Genomic DNA, 14,798 nt, shown 5'->3' on the forward strand with positions numbered 1-14,798 from the left:
GTACTTTATTTAATGGTGAATGTTTCATTTGGCCTGATTTTATATAATTTCGTTTTACATGGCACCAGAAATTAAATACAGACCCATAGGTATTTTTGACAGCGGAATAGGCGGACTTACTGTTGCACAGGCTATTACGAATCTACTACCTAACGAGCGCATCGTATACTTCGGCGATACCGCCCATTTGCCTTACGGCGATAAATCTACGGCTGCCATTCAGGCTTATGCCGTAAAAATCTGCGACCTGCTGATAAAGCAAAATTGCAAGGTGATACTTATTGCCTGTAACTCGGCCTCAGCGGCGGCTTACGAGTTGGTGAAAGAATATGTAGGCAGCAAAGCCAAAGTCCTTAATGTAATCGACCCGATCGTATCCTACATTGGCCATACTTACCCAGGTAAAACGATCGGCCTTATTGGCACCAAGCAAACGGTAAACAGCAATGTGTATCGCAAAAAGGTTGATGAACTAGATAAAAGCATCGATCTGAAATCCCAGGCCACTCCCCTACTCGCAGCCATGATCGAGGAAGGCTTTTTTAACGATTCCATTTCGGAGAGTGTTATCCATACTTACCTGTCAGACCCAAACCTGCAACACATAGAAGCGCTTATACTTGGCTGCACACATTACCCGCTTATCAAAAAACAGATAGAAAGTTTTTACAAAGGTGAAGTTGATGTGCTGGATGCCAGCCTGATTGTAGCCCAGCATGTAAAAGATTACCTGGAGGCAAATAACCTGGCGTCTGATAAGCTGATTGGTGACCACACATTTTACGTTTCCGACTTCACCCGCTCTTTCGAGGAAAGCACGCGCATCTTCTTTAAGCGCCGCGTGCACCTGGAACATTACCCGCTCTGGGAGTAAAAGGCGGTTGCACCTGAATTTGTTGCGAGAGATGATTTTTGGTGCATACTCGTCTGGATCCGCAACATTCTACGCATCTATTCCCGACCAAGTATAACAGCGCAGTAACTTGCCCTGAGGAGGTGCAGAGAGCAGTTTGGCAAACAGGCAATTGCTAACATCTTAAGTATAAATCTGGCCCTGACGCGGTAATTCTGCGTAAAAAGTATATCTTTAAGCAATACCCAAAGTATAGATTCTGATGAAAAAACGATACCTGACCATAGGCGACTTTAAGCGCAATGCATTTATTGTGGCTGCTGCTGCCTGCATGGGCCTTACCAGTTGCAACTCCAACACCCAACAAGACGAGTGGAAAACCGGCGATGAAGTAGCTGTACCCGATGGCATTGTAACAGAGCTCACCGAAGAAGCACCAGACCAATGGAAAATAACTGATGAGCGCACAACTGCTCCGGGCCAAAGTATGGCTATTTTGAAGTATAATGATGGCCGTGTTGATACGCTGCAAGGCCTTGCCCTGGAAAACCAGATGAAGGATTTGGCAGCAAACCAAGGCACCTACAACCAGGGTGGCTTTGGACTGGGTAGTGTGCTGTGGTGGAGTGGCATGGGCTATATGGCCGGGCGTATGATGTCGCCTCGCCCGGGTTACTATGCAAACCCAGGTGTGATGAACAATACAGCTGCCTGGCGCCAGAATGTACAAACCTATCGCCAGCAATCTACAGCGCCTCGTACTGGCAGAAGCGGCTACTTCCGTGGGCGCAGCGGCGGTGCCGGCGCATAACAAAAACGTCATCCATGTTAGCTAAAGGAAATAACAACGTTCGCCTGACTACCCACACCGGCGATATAGAAACTGCTGTACGCGGGCTCGGCTGGGAATGGTGCGTAGAGGACGGCTGCGCCAACTACGTGCCCGGCGAGGCTGTAGTAATAAAAGAAGAAGAGGCAGAGGCTTTACTTGAGGCCGCTGATACTTTATACAATATGATGGTGCAGGCCATACCCGAGAACCTGCCTGAAGAATTCCTAAAAATAGTAGGCATACCCGAAAACCTGTGGGAAATGCTGCGCCAGTCCTGGAACGACGACAGGCATTGGCACCTGTACGGCCGCTTCGATTTGGTTCAAACCCCAGAGGGCCCGAAGCTGCTTGAGTTTAATGCTGATACGGCTACCTCTATCCCGGAAACAGCTGTAGTACAATGGGCCAGCTTAGCAGCAGCTGGTAAAAACGACGCTAACCAATACTCCGGACTGTATGAGGCGCTCGTAGAGCAGCTAAAAAGCTGGCGCATGTTAAATGACGACCTGGCCCCTGCCCTGCTCCTGACTTACATAGGAGCAAGTGCCGAAGACGAAGCAAACTGTGCTGTAATTGCCCAGGCTGCTACAGAGGCCGGTTTTGAAGCGCACCTTTGCCCTATTGGGGAAGTAAACATATCAACAGAAGGAGCAGAAAAAGGTATCTGGGCGCAGGTAGATGCCGAGCAATGGCGACAGTTCCCGTTCTTGTTTAAACTGCTGCCCTGGGAGCAAATAGCCTGGGAAGAGCCAGAACTGCTACAGAGCCTCACTTACCTGGCAAGTATGCGCAACGTGGTCATCGCTAACCCGGCTTATACTTTATTGTTCCAAAGCAAAGGCATGCTGGCCTGGCTCTGGAAAGCATACCCCTACCACCCGCTGCTACTCGAAACCGATCTTGTTCCAATAAGCGGCAAATATATCCGCAAGCCATACTTTGGCCGCGAAGGGCAGAGTGTAGAAGTAGTAGATAAAGTACGTGTAACCAAAGTAGCAGGAGAGTACGATAACCAGCAGCAGGTATACCAACGCTGGTGCGACTTACCCGAAGACAACAATGGCTACCAATACCAGGCAGGCGTTTTCTGGGCAGGTGAAGGTTGTGCGATTGGTTTTAGGCGTGAAAAAGGCATTATTACCAACCTGTCGCAGTTTGTGCCGCATCTGGTGGAGGGGTAATATTTATTTAAAGTATAAAACTATGTCAATAGAATCAGAAGCCGACCTGATCGGGATGCAGAATGTGAGCGAAGCGGTTGCCACTACGCTGAAACAAATGCGGGAACATGCAAAGCCCGGCATGACTACCAAGGAGTTGGATGACTTTGGTTATGGAATCCTGCAGTCTTTCGGCGCAAAATCGGCACCCAAGGTAACCTACAATTTCCCCGGTTATACTTGTATTAGTGTTAATAATGAGGCAGCTCATGGCATACCCTCTACTGATACGGTGCTGCAAGACGGCGATCTGGTAAATATTGATGTCTCGGCTGAATTAAATGGCTATTTTGCAGACAATGGTGGCTCTTTTGTGCTCGGAGAGGATATCAACGGTTTAAATAAATTAGTGGAGACCTCTGTTGCTGCGCTGTATAAAGCTTTGAGCGGAATAAAAGGAGGTGTAAGAATCTCAGACATCGGCAGGGTAATAGAAACAGAAGCTAAAAAGAACGGCTTTAAAGTGATCAAAAACCTGGTAGGGCATGGCGTAGGCAGAAGCCTGCATGAGCCACCGCACGAAATACCTTGCTTCTACGACAAGTATAATACCCAACGCTTCAAGAAAAATACAGTAGTTGCCGTAGAGACCTTTATCTCCACCAAAGGCAGCTATACGCACGAAAAAGGCGACGGCTGGACATTACTTACTGAAAAAGGCGGCTTTGTGGCACAGCACGAACACACTATACTTATCACCGACGGAGAACCGATTATACTTACCAAGGCAAACGGGATTTGATTAGCTGGGAGTATAAATGAATTCCATTTGAGATATTGCCTTTTTTTATTGTTTTAAACTCTGGCTGTCATTTCGAACACCGTGAGAAATCTGGAATATTGCGAAACTATGAAATTCTCCAAATTTTTCGTGTAGCTCGAAACGATAATTTCGCATTAAAAAGATAGCATTGAGTTACAACCTGCCCATACAAAACCCTCGCTTATAACCTGCACATCTCCAAATTATAACTTACCTTTGCCTGCTGATAAACCATAACCGCCTATGCTTGCTTTTGTGCTTACACTTGTGCTGTTGCTCTTGATAGTGATCGTGCTGGCGTACGCAGAGCGCAAAGTGGCCGCTTTTATGCAGGACAGGCTTGGTCCAACCGAGGCAGGCCCGTATGGTTCTTTGCAATCGGTGCTGGATGTTTTAAAGCTGTTGCAGAAAGAAGATATTGTACCTGCCGCTGCTGATAAAAGTCTTTTCAAGCTTGCCCCGATCCTAATTTTTGCTGCAGTTTTTGCTGGCTTTGCCGTTATCCCTTTCACTCCCGATTTGGTGCCTGCTGGTATTGGTATCGGCGTGTTTTACCTGTTGGCGATCATCTCTTTAGACGTGGTTGGTTTACTAATGGCGGGCTGGGGCTCTAATAACAAGTATGCCATGTTGGGTGCAATGCGTTCGGTGGCTCAGATTGTTTCTTATGAGATTCCGGCAGGGTTGGCCATACTTTCGGTGGTGATGGTTTGCCAGTCGTTGGATTTCCAGGAGATCAGTTACCAGCAGGGTGTCTTAATGCAGATTTTCCCGGGGCTGGAGTACGAAGCAAACTGGCTTTTTGGCATTGAGGCGCTGGGCCTGGAAACCACAAACATTGGCGGCATCACCACCTGGAATATTTTCCGGGCTCCTATACTTTTGGTTGCTTTTGTGATCTACTTCATCGCCTCGCTGGCAGAGAGTAACCGCGCACCTTTCGATATTCCGGAGGCGGAGTCGGAGCTAGTGGCGGGTTTCCACGTAGAATATTCAGGGTTCAGGTTTGCGATTTTGTTTTTGGCAGAGTATAGTATGATGGTGCTGGTTAGCCTGGTAGCGGTTATACTTTTCCTGGGCAGCTGGAATACGCCGCTTCCAAACATTGGTCCTTTACAACTTGCCAACTGGACTACCGGTACCATCGGTGAATTGTCGAGTATACTTTGGGGTGGATTTTGGCTGCTAAGTAAAACCTTTGTGCTGTTGTTTCTGCAACTGCAGATCCGCTGGACATATCCGCGTTTGCGCGTAGACCAGCTCATGCACCTGTGCTGGAAAGTACTGACCCCGATTGCCCTGGGCATAGTATTGCTAGCAGGCATCTGGCGATTGTTGATGATATGATTATAGTTAAAAGTTGAGGGTTAAAAGTTTAAAGTGATTTGAACGCATAACTCTTAACTCATAACTCTTAACTTGAACGAAGTGAAACATACATACGGATTCTGGGATGTGGTGAAGTCGCTGGTAAGTGGCCTGCGCCTGACGTGGCGGCATTTTAAAAATGCAAAGAACCGCCGCACTCCCGAGTACGTGACAGACGAGAATTACTTTAACCAACCCGACGGACTGGTAACGCTAACGTACCCTTACGAAGCTATACCTGTACCAGACAATGGCCGTTACCGCCTGCACAACGAGATCGACGATTGCATTGTATGCGACCTTTGCGCCAAAGTATGCCCGGTAAACTGCATCACCATCGAGTCGGTTAAGGCTACTGAAGAGATCGGTGTAACCTCAGACGGTACAAAAAAACGACTTTACGCGCCGGTATTTGATATTGATATGGCCAAATGCTGCTACTGTGGCCTTTGTACTACTGTTTGTCCAACCGATTGCCTGACCATGACGCCTGTGTACGACTTCGCGGAAGTAGACATCAAAAACATGATCTACCACTTTACTGACCTTACACCAGAGCAGGCCGAGGAGAAAAAGCAACTACTGGCGAAGCAACAGGAAGAAATGGCAGCGGCCAAGGCGGCGGCATTGGCCGCAAGAAAATTAATTTAACAATATTATTAAAGTTCGATATGAGATTTATTATACTCTTTTCAATTGTCCTTATGAGCATTGTAAATGTATACGGACAAAATTTATCAAAGCTCGATGAGAAGAATGGCTTCAAAAACTTCAAGCTAGGATCATTGAAGTCAAATTATCCAAACTTAGTATACTATGGATTTATTTTGTCTGAACTAGATGATAACTACTCAAAAGAATATGATGGTTATCTTGATCATAGTTTAAAGAGTTATGTTAAAAGAAATGATGATGTAAAAATTGGGGATATAGAAATCTCCGAACCGACTTATTATTTTTTTAATAACAAATTATTAAGAATTGATTTTACGTTACTTAATTCAAATGGAAAAGAGCTTCTCAAATTGTATACAAGTCTTTATGGTAGCCCTGTAGTCAAGAAAGAAAGGAACAGTTTAGGGGCAGAGATAACAAACTACGTTTGGAAAGGTAAGAGGGTTAATTTAATTATGACCTATTGTGGAAAGCCATTTAAGAGCAATACCATATACTATAAAAATGGTTCTCCTGTTGATGATACTCCTAAGGATGGGCCAAAATATACAGTACGTTATGTCAGCCTTGAAGGACTCGCTCAGAAATCAGGTGGCACAAGTGCAGATAGAGCAAAACTAAACCAACAAAGAGCAAACGATTTATAAACGTGCTTTTCTACATCTTCGCCGTACTGGCTATACTTTCGGGGGCTTACATGGTACTAACGCGCAATCTGCTGTATGCCGGTTTTTCGCTGCTGATCACGTTGCTAAGCATTGCCGGTATTTACGTGCTGCTGTTCGCCGATTTTATTGCCGTTACCCAGCTAATGGTGTATGTGGGCGGGGTGCTGGTGCTTCTACTTTTTGGTATCATGCTAAGTAGCCGCGTGCACGATAAGTCAGTGCTTTCGGAGAACGTGAACACGATTTGGGGCACGTTGGTGGCCGGGCTTATATTTGTAGGCTTGAGTTACGCTATACTTAAAGCCAATATCAGCAGCTTACCGTGGCTTCAGACTACCGAACTAGATGTGTTGGGCAACCAGAAAAGCACGGTGCAAAGTATAGGCATCAAATTAATGACTGATTTTGTATTGCCTTTTGAGTTAGCTTCGCTGCTGCTGCTGATGGCCCTTATGGGAGCCGCTTACATTGCCACAGACAAACAGAAAGTATAACCATGGAGCAAATTCCGTTAGAGCATATTCTCCTTTTAAGTGCTGCACTTTTCAGCCTGGGCATACTTGCCGTTATCACCAAACGCCATGCGGTGGTGGTACTGATGGGTATAGAGCTGATCTTTAATGCCGCCAACCTTAACCTGATAGCTTTCAGCAGACACGACCCCGCGCTGTTGCAGGGCCAACTGTTCTCGCTTTTTGTAATAGTTGTGGCCGCCGCCGAAGCTGCTGTTGCTCTTGCCATTGTACTGCGGGTGTACCAGCATTTTAAGACAGCTAACTTAAACGAGATCGCGACAATAGATAAGTAATTCTTATAGTTACGTTAACCACTCCTCCCGCCGGAGATGGCGTGCGTGCCTCCGAAGCCACACAATCAAAGCGTAAACTATGCTTAATATATTAAAGCAATATACTTAACTTTGGCAGCCTAAAACGCACATACCCGAAACGATAAAGTATAAACTTGGAGCTGTCCGAACTTTTAAAGCCATTGGCTGGCACGCCACAGACCACTACAGCCATAGTAGTGCTCTTGCTGCCGCTGCTCGGGTTTGCTGTTTTATACTTGTTTGGGCGCAAATTACCGCGTCGCGGCGATTGGTTGGGCATCAGCTTAACAGCGGCAGCTTTTATACTTTCGGTGTGGCTTTTTACCCAAACCTGGAACACCGCCACCTATCATAGCCGCACCAGCTGGTTTAGCATTCCTTCCAATTTTGTCTCAGATTTCACGGCAGGCATTCTTTTAGATAACCTCACGGTGCTGATGCTGGTGATCGTTACCTTTATCTCTTTGCTGGTGCAACTGTTCTCGGTAGGCTACATGCACGGCGACAAAGGCTACCACCGCTACTTTGCTTACCTGGGGCTGTTTACTTTTAGCATGCTCGGGATTGTGCTGGTAGATAATCTACTGCTGCTGTTTATGTTCTGGGAACTGGTTGGCTTTTCATCGTACCTCCTTATTGGGTTCTGGTACCAAAAGCCAGCCGCCATTGCTGCCAGCAAAAAGGCTTTTCTGGTAAACAGGGTTGGTGATATTGGTTTGCTGCTGGGCCTGTTTGCATTTTATACTTACTTCAGAACATTCGACCTGGAGGCGCTTAGAACACTTATAGGAGATGGCAACTGGGCTAACAGCAATTTTATACTTAGCTATACTTTAAACCATCAGTCATGGCTGGTGGAGCTTAGTCCCTTGTTTTTAACGCTTGCCGGGCTGGGGCTTTTCATGGGCTGCGTGGGCAAATCTGCCCAATTTCCGTTGCAGGTTTGGTTACCCGATGCTATGCAGGGGCCAACACCGGTTTCATCACTGATACATGCGGCTACCATGGTGGCAGCCGGTGTATACTTAGTGGCACGCTGCTATGCCTTCTTTACCCCAGATGCCCTTACGATTATCGCCATAGTGGGTGCCATTACTGCTTTAGTTGGTGCTGTTGCCGCACTTAAGCAATATGATATCAAGGCTGTACTGGCCTTTTCCACTATATCGCAGTTAGGTTACATGGTTATGGGCATGGGTACTGGCGCTTACGATGCCTCACTTTTCCACCTGACAACACACGCGTTTTTCAAGGCAGCCCTTTTCCTGAATTCCGGTATCATAATACACGCCATGCACCGGGGGCTGCACCACATGCACCATACAGGCCACGTTGATGCACAGGATATCCGTAACATGGGAGGCCTGCGCAAAACCATGCCCTTCACGTTTTATACTTACCTGATAGCTGCTGCTGCTCTGGCGGGCATCCCACTTACCTCAGGTTTCCTGTCTAAAGATGCTATACTTTCCGTAGCCTGGGCCTGGGCGCAAACCATGAGCGCAAACGGCAACAGTTTATACTTTGCAGTTCCGATCACGGGGTTTGTGGTGGTTTTACTTACAGCTTTTTACATGGCGCGGCACATGTGGTTCATGTTCTTTGGCAGTTTCCGGGCGCCATTTGATGTGCAACAGATCAGGTTTACGCATAAGCTGGAAACAGAGCGCATCATGCTAGTGCCTGTGCTTCTACTAGCCATACTTTCGATGGGCATCTTCTTCTCGCTAAACCCGCTGAGCTTTAGTGGCAGCTGGGTTGTGCAGGGCATCAGCTTAAAAAATCACGCCATTACTTTGCTTGCCGAAAACCTGGTGCAGGCAGTAAGGCTACAAGACGATGCCAACCATTTACCGCACATTCTTATTGGAGTAGCCTCTGCGTTACTTGCCACGGTGGGTATAGCCATAGCGCTTGCCACCTACAACAGCAGAACAAGCGAAGAACTACTACAGGAGAGGCCAAGCGGTGCTTTTGCAAAATTATCTTACAACCACTTTTACCTTGACCAGCTCTATCGTTTTACTTTTGTGAGGCCTGCGCTGCTACTATCCAGAGTTTTTTACAGGGTTGATAAACGTGTTATAGATTATACTTTAGACTACGGCAGCAAATGGGTGGTAGTATTTTCCAAGATAACGGCTTGGTTTGACAGGTGGTTTGTAGACGGAACGGTATGGCTTATTGGTGCTATCGCTAAATTAACAGGCCGCTTTGGGCGCGGCCTCCAAAACGGTAAGGTGCAGTCTTACTACGCCTATTCTTTATTCGGATTTATTTTGGTTATACTATATATCGTTTTGTTTTAAAGTATCTTTGGCCTCAGATTCAGGAGGATTGAACTCATTAAAAGCATCGCCTTCTGTAGCGGAGAACTTAACTGACAAACAGCAATTAACAATCAACCATAAAAACAGTTGATGGATTTTATACTTAGCGGCTTAATCTTCTCACCATTGCTGGCAGCGCTTGCTGTGTTGCTGCTGCCTGCCCGACTGCAACAGCCTATAAAGCTTGTGGCTTTTGCAGGTGCTGTGGCGCAACTGGTGCTGGCCATACTTTTATACCTGCGTTTCGATGGTGCTGCCTTTGCCAATGGGCAAACAGGTTACCAGTTCGTGGAGAAGCTGAACTGGATCGGTTTTGAGCTTGGTAGCCTGGGCCGCCTCCAGATAGATTATTTTATAGGTGTAGATGGAATAAGTATAGGCCTGGTGCTGCTAACGGGCATTATCGGTGTTATCGGTGTCATCTCCTCCTGGACGATCACTAAAAACGTAAAAGGCTATTTTCTGCTCTACCTGTTGCTCATGACGAGCGTGATGGGCTGCTTTCTGGCGCTGGACTTTTTCCTTTTCTACCTCTTCTTCGAGTTCATGCTGCTGCCAATGTACTTTTTGATAGGCATCTGGGGTGGTCCTAAACGGGAATACGCTGCTATCAAGTTCTTTATTTATACGTTGGTTGGCTCGCTTTTCATACTTATCGTGATGATCGGGTTGTATACTTCTGTTATTGACCCAACAGCTACCGCAGCACAGTTAGATTTACTTCAAAATGGCGTTGCCAGCCCGGATGCTATCCTACAGGTACAGCAAATGCTGCAGCAGAACGTGATCAGCGGCTCGGAACTGGTGCGCACATTCAGCATACCGGCCATGATGGAGCCTGCCAACTTTATACCGGGCAGTTTGCTGCATGTGCTTTCAGGCTCTGTGCTTTGGGATCTGCCACTCCGGTTTATTGCTTTCCTGCTACTATTTGCCGGCTTTGCCATTAAGGTGCCCTCGGTGCCCGTGCATACCTGGCTACCCGATGCCCACGTAGAGGCCCCTACTCCTATTTCGGTGCTGCTGGCGGCTATACTTTTAAAGGTGGGAGGCTACGGCCTGATACGAATCGTTTACCCGATCTTCCCGGATGCAGGCGCTTATTTTTCTGTACTTGTAGGTGGTTTGGGCGTGCTGTCCATCATCTACGGTGCGCTGTGTGCCCTTGCCATGAATGACCTCAAAAAGCTGATTGCCTACTCTTCGGTGTCTCACATGGGATTTGTGTTGCTTGGGCTTGCTTCGCTTACAGTAGAAGGCGTTAACGGGGCTGTTTACATGATGTTCAGCCATGGCATCATCTCAGCTATGCTGTTCCTGGTGGTTGGCGTAATTTACGACCGGGCACACAACAGGGTAATTCTAAACTTCCGTGGACTTGCCAGCAGAATGCCGGCTTATACCTCCTTTGTGGTTATCGCGTTTTTTGCCTCACTTGGCTTGCCGGGCTTCTCAGGGTTTATTTCGGAGCTGATGGTATTGCTAGGCGGTTTTAGCGCACCGGATGTTACGGGCATGCTGCCGCGCTGGATGACGGTTGTAGCCGTGGTTGGTTTACTGCTTAGTGCTGCTTATTACTTGTGGGCCTTGCAGCGCATGTTCTTTGGTAAGTACTGGATCTTCCCAGAGCTGCGCGAAAACGCCGTGATCTCTGATCTTACCAAACGAGAGTACTTGATGTTGGTGCCGCTAGCTATACTTACCTTGTTGTTCGGTATTTTCCCGCACCTGCTGCTCGATAAAATGGGAGTTACAGTAACAGGCTTTACAGAGCTGGTGCTGCAAAACGGGCAGGAGCAATTAAACATGGTTTTATCTTCGATTAGAAAATAAGTGAACGAACAAGCAGCTTTTTTATCTGATAAGATCAATGCCATACTTGCGGGTGCAGGCTCGCTGCTGCCTGAGCTGCTGCTGGCCGGGTTCTTTCTGCTGCTGGTTACCCTCGATCTCTTCAAGTATAAAACACTAAAGCACCTGCTGCCGTGGCTGGCGCTTACCGGGCTATTCGCCACCTTGGTAGTGCAGATTTTAGGGGGCTATACTTTGGGTGGCACCAATTTCCTGGATCTACTTTTGTCGGATGGGCTAGCGCAGTTCGGAGGCATACTCTTTAGTACGGCAGGCATCTTTACCATATTGCTATCGCTGCAGAACAAGCAACTGGAGCACCTAAAGCATGGCCGCGGCGAATACTACGGGCTTATTCTTTTGTTGGTGCTGGGTTTAAACCTGATGGCGAAGTCGGTTAACCTGCTCATGGTTTTCCTGGCTATCGAAACCGTTTCCATTGCTTCTTATATCCTTACACTTATACTTAAAGATAATCGCCGCTCTGTAGAGGCCGGACTAAAGTATATACTTTACGGCTCGCTTTCGACGGGCGTAATGGTGTATGGCATGTCGTTTTTCTATGGCTTTACCGGTACACTTAACTATACTACAGAGGGGTTTGCGCTGGCACTTGTACAGGCCAATGGTTTGCTTGTAACTGTTGCAGCCATACTTGTTTTCGCCGGCTTCTTCTTTAAAATTTCGGCAGCGCCTTTTCATTTCTGGGTGCCGGATGTATACCGTGGTGCTCCTATGCCGGTAGTAGCGCTTTTCGCTACAGGCCCCAAAATAGCAGGCATTCTGGTTATACTTCGCTTTGTAGCGCCTTTTGCCGATAGCCTTGCCTTTCCGGATGTACAGCTGTTCCTGGGCATTGCAGCGCTTGCTACGTTAGCCATTGGCAATTTTACGGCAGTATGGCAAAAAACACCGCGCAGGCTGATGGCTTTTTCATCGGTATCGCATGCAGGTTTTCTGCTGGCCGCCTTGCTGGCTTTCGGCACCAATTATACTTCTGGCATACTTTTTTACCTGGCGGTGCTTCTGTTTATGAATTTCGGTATTTTCCTTTTCCTGCAGATTGCCGAAGACGATTTGGGTGTGGAGCAACTGGAGCAACTCTCCGGCTTAGGTAAAGCATACCCTTACTTAGGGGTTATGGCGCTGTTATACTTGCTATCGCTTACAGGCTTGCCTCCGTTGGCTGGTTTTATAGGCAAGCTGCTTATTTTCACAAACATTTGGGAGGCTTATACTTTAAGCAGTAACCCCATGCTGCTGGCTCTGCTGGTTGCCGGCATTCTGCTTACCGGTGTAGCCTTGTTCTACTATATAAAGATTCCGTTCTACCTTTTCCTTAAAAGGAATCAAACTGAAGAAAATTTAGTTATTTCACTTTCGAATAAACTGCTGCTGGCGTTGTTCGCGCTCCCGTTGCTGCTGCTGTTCTTTAAACCAGACCTGCTCCTCAACTGGATCGACCGACTACTGGCACAATAAAAGCACCCATGAGCGACTCTATTAAACACGAATGCGGCATTGCCCTGATCAGGCTCAGAAAACCGATTGAATATTATGTAGAGAAGTATGGAACCCCGATGTATGGCGTAAACAAGCTGTACCTGCTGATGCAAAAACAGCACAACCGTGGTCAGGACGGTGCGGGCGTTGCCAGTATCAAAATCAATGCACTTCCTGGTATAGACTACATTAACAGATTCAGATCGGTTAAGACCCGTGCCATCGACAGCATTTTCGGGAAGATTGGCAAGGAGTTCAAAAACCTGAAGGAGGAAAATCCGGAGCAGGCAAACAACACAGAATGGATTTGGGAAAACATGCCGTTTTTAGGTGATGTTTACTTGGGCCACCTGCGCTACGGCACCCACGGGCTTAACAGCGTAGACAATTGCCACCCGATGGTACGCGAAAATAACTGGCGCAGCCGCTCTCTGGCCGTAGCCGGTAACTTTAACATGACCAACGTGGACGAGCAGTTTGCCAAACTGATTGAGTTGGGCCAGCATCCAAAGCAAAAAACAGACACCACCACCGTACTTGAGAAAATCGGCCACTTCCTGGATGAAGAAAACCAGATGCTGTTCGATGAATTTAAGAAAGGTGACTACACCAACAAGGAAATAACCAACCTGATCGAGACAAACCTGAACCTGCAGCGCGTATTAAAGCGTGCCTGTAAGGACTTTGACGGTGGTTATGCCATGGCCGGCCTTACAGGCTATGGTGCTGCTTTTGTGGTCCGCGACCCGAATGGCATCCGCCCGGCGTATTACTATGCGGATGACGAGATCGTGGTAATTGCTTCTGAGAAGCCTGCCATCAAAACCGCCTTCGACGTTGACTACAACCAGATAAAGGAAATTACGCCAGGCCATGCCCTGATAATTGACAAACAGGGTAACCCTGAGCTAAAAGAAATTCTGCCGCAGGGCGAGAAAATGTCTTGCAGCTTTGAGCGTATCTACTTCTCAAGAGGCAATGACCCAGAGATTTACAATGAACGCCTGAACATGGGCCGCCTGCTGTGCCAGCAAATTTTAGAGACGATAGATTACAACCTAAAGGATACGGTGTTTTCTTATATCCCTAATACTGCCGAGACCTCGTGGCTGGGCATGATGAAGGGAATCGAAGATTACCTGCGTACTTACCGTAAAAAGGCAATCCTGAACAATAAGCTATCCGAAGCAGAACTTGACGAGATACTGCAGTATAAGCCAAGAGCGCACAAGTTGGTTATAAAAGATGCCAAACTGCGTACCTTTATTACCGACAACAACAGCCGCGACGACCTGGTGACGCACGTTTACGACACTACATACGAGGTTGTAAAGAAAAACATTGATACCCTGGTAGTGCTCGATGACTCTATTGTGCGGGGTACAACCCTTGAGAAAAGCATCATCAAGATGCTGGACAAACTGGAGCCAAAGAGAATTATTATTGTATCGTGTGCCCCTCAGATTCGCTACCCCGATTGCTACGGCATAGACATGTCGCGGATGAAGGAGTTTGTGGCCTTTAGAGCCCTGCTGGCTTTGCTGGATGATACCGGCAAGAGCAACATGGTGCAGGATGTTTACCAGAAATGCGTTGAGGCTCAAAGCACCTCTGCCTTCCAGGAAAAAAACTTTGTGAAAGAGCTCTATGACCAGTTCTCAGCAAAAGAGATTTCCGCAAAGGTATCTGAGATTGTAAAAGCCCCTCAGGTAAAAGCTGAAGTACAGGTAATTTACCAAACTATTGAAGACCTGCACCAGGCCTGCCCAAACCATAAAGGCGATTGGTACTTTACCGGCAACTACCCGACTCCGGGAGGTACCGGCGTTGTAAACCGCGCTTTCATGAATTTCGTGGAGAACAAAGCAGGAAGAGCTTACTAAGCTGTTTTGTAACTAATTATTTA

13 protein-coding genes are annotated in these 14,798 nt (G+C 47.2%); all 13 read left to right on the forward strand.

The window, feature by feature from the left end:
* Positions 1 to 58 precede the first annotated feature (58 nt).
* The gene (gene murI, locus Q1A23_RS06260) at positions 59 to 874 is read left to right on the forward strand and encodes a glutamate racemase (protein ID WP_299821079.1); all 816 of its coding nucleotides are present in this window, start codon (positions 59 to 61) and stop codon (positions 872 to 874) included.
* A 241-nt stretch (positions 875 to 1,115) separates the two neighbouring features.
* Positions 1,116 to 1,664, forward strand: coding sequence for a hypothetical protein (locus Q1A23_RS06265; RefSeq protein WP_299821082.1), 549 nt, complete (start codon positions 1,116 to 1,118; stop codon positions 1,662 to 1,664).
* A 14-nt stretch (positions 1,665 to 1,678) separates the two neighbouring features.
* Positions 1,679 to 2,866 carry a glutathionylspermidine synthase family protein gene (locus tag Q1A23_RS06270; protein ID WP_299821085.1) on the forward strand — a complete coding sequence of 396 codons (1,188 nt, stop codon included), beginning with the start codon at positions 1,679 to 1,681 and terminating at the stop codon, positions 2,864 to 2,866.
* Positions 2,867 to 2,888: 22 nt separating this feature from the next.
* Complete coding sequence (gene map, locus Q1A23_RS06275) at positions 2,889 to 3,647, forward strand: type I methionyl aminopeptidase (RefSeq protein WP_299821088.1); 759 nt, start codon at positions 2,889 to 2,891, stop codon at positions 3,645 to 3,647.
* Positions 3,648 to 3,911: 264 nt separating this feature from the next.
* Complete coding sequence (locus tag Q1A23_RS06280; protein WP_299821091.1) at positions 3,912 to 5,015, forward strand: complex I subunit 1 family protein; 1,104 nt, start codon at positions 3,912 to 3,914, stop codon at positions 5,013 to 5,015.
* A gap of 81 nt (positions 5,016 to 5,096) precedes the next feature.
* The gene (locus Q1A23_RS06285; protein ID WP_299821094.1) at positions 5,097 to 5,687 is read left to right on the forward strand and encodes an NADH-quinone oxidoreductase subunit I; all 591 of its coding nucleotides are present in this window, start codon (positions 5,097 to 5,099) and stop codon (positions 5,685 to 5,687) included.
* A 20-nt stretch (positions 5,688 to 5,707) separates the two neighbouring features.
* Positions 5,708 to 6,358 (forward strand): hypothetical protein, encoded by a 651-nt coding sequence (locus Q1A23_RS06290; protein ID WP_299821097.1) that lies wholly within the window; start codon positions 5,708 to 5,710, stop codon positions 6,356 to 6,358.
* A 2-nt stretch (positions 6,359 to 6,360) separates the two neighbouring features.
* On the forward strand, positions 6,361 to 6,873 hold the full coding sequence (locus tag Q1A23_RS06295) for an NADH-quinone oxidoreductase subunit J (RefSeq protein WP_299821100.1): 513 nt from the start codon (positions 6,361 to 6,363) through the stop codon (positions 6,871 to 6,873).
* 2 nt (positions 6,874 to 6,875) lie between these two features.
* Positions 6,876 to 7,187 (forward strand): NADH-quinone oxidoreductase subunit NuoK, encoded by a 312-nt coding sequence (nuoK, locus tag Q1A23_RS06300; protein ID WP_299821103.1) that lies wholly within the window; start codon positions 6,876 to 6,878, stop codon positions 7,185 to 7,187.
* A gap of 155 nt (positions 7,188 to 7,342) precedes the next feature.
* Positions 7,343 to 9,517: an NADH-quinone oxidoreductase subunit L gene (nuoL, locus tag Q1A23_RS06305; RefSeq protein ID WP_299821105.1), complete on the forward strand. Its 2,175-nt coding sequence runs from the start codon at positions 7,343 to 7,345 to the stop codon at positions 9,515 to 9,517.
* 111 nt (positions 9,518 to 9,628) lie between these two features.
* Entirely contained in the window at positions 9,629 to 11,371 is a 1,743-nt protein-coding gene (locus Q1A23_RS06310; RefSeq protein ID WP_299821108.1) for an NADH-quinone oxidoreductase subunit M, read from the forward strand.
* On the forward strand, positions 11,372 to 12,871 hold the full coding sequence (locus tag Q1A23_RS06315) for an NADH-quinone oxidoreductase subunit N (protein ID WP_299821111.1): 1,500 nt from the start codon (positions 11,372 to 11,374) through the stop codon (positions 12,869 to 12,871). It abuts the gene before it with no gap.
* Positions 12,872 to 12,879: 8 nt separating this feature from the next.
* On the forward strand, positions 12,880 to 14,775 hold the full coding sequence (locus Q1A23_RS06320) for an amidophosphoribosyltransferase (protein WP_299821114.1): 1,896 nt from the start codon (positions 12,880 to 12,882) through the stop codon (positions 14,773 to 14,775).
* Positions 14,776 to 14,798: the final 23 nt, after the last annotated feature.

This window comes from uncultured Pontibacter sp. (genome assembly GCF_947492645.1).
GTDB lineage: Bacteria > Bacteroidota > Bacteroidia > Cytophagales > Hymenobacteraceae > Pontibacter.

Bases quoted from the DNA above. Each gene is read 5' to 3' on its own strand.
- map (WP_299821088.1), top strand. From the start codon at position 2,889: ATGTCAATAGAATCAGAAGCCGACCTGATCGGGATGCAGAATGTGAGC.
- Q1A23_RS06280 (WP_299821091.1), top strand. From the start codon at position 3,912: ATGCTTGCTTTTGTGCTTACACTTGTGCTGTTGCTCTTGATAGTGATC.
- Q1A23_RS06320 (WP_299821114.1), top strand. From the start codon at position 12,880: ATGAGCGACTCTATTAAACACGAATGCGGCATTGCCCTGATCAGGCTC.
- Q1A23_RS06290 (WP_299821097.1), top strand. From the start codon at position 5,708: ATGAGATTTATTATACTCTTTTCAATTGTCCTTATGAGCATTGTAAAT.
- nuoK (WP_299821103.1), top strand. From the start codon at position 6,876: ATGGAGCAAATTCCGTTAGAGCATATTCTCCTTTTAAGTGCTGCACTT.
- Q1A23_RS06265 (WP_299821082.1), top strand. From the start codon at position 1,116: ATGAAAAAACGATACCTGACCATAGGCGACTTTAAGCGCAATGCATTT.
- Q1A23_RS06270 (WP_299821085.1), top strand. From the start codon at position 1,679: ATGTTAGCTAAAGGAAATAACAACGTTCGCCTGACTACCCACACCGGC.
- murI (WP_299821079.1), top strand. From the start codon at position 59: ATGGCACCAGAAATTAAATACAGACCCATAGGTATTTTTGACAGCGGA.
- Q1A23_RS06310 (WP_299821108.1), top strand. From the start codon at position 9,629: ATGGATTTTATACTTAGCGGCTTAATCTTCTCACCATTGCTGGCAGCG.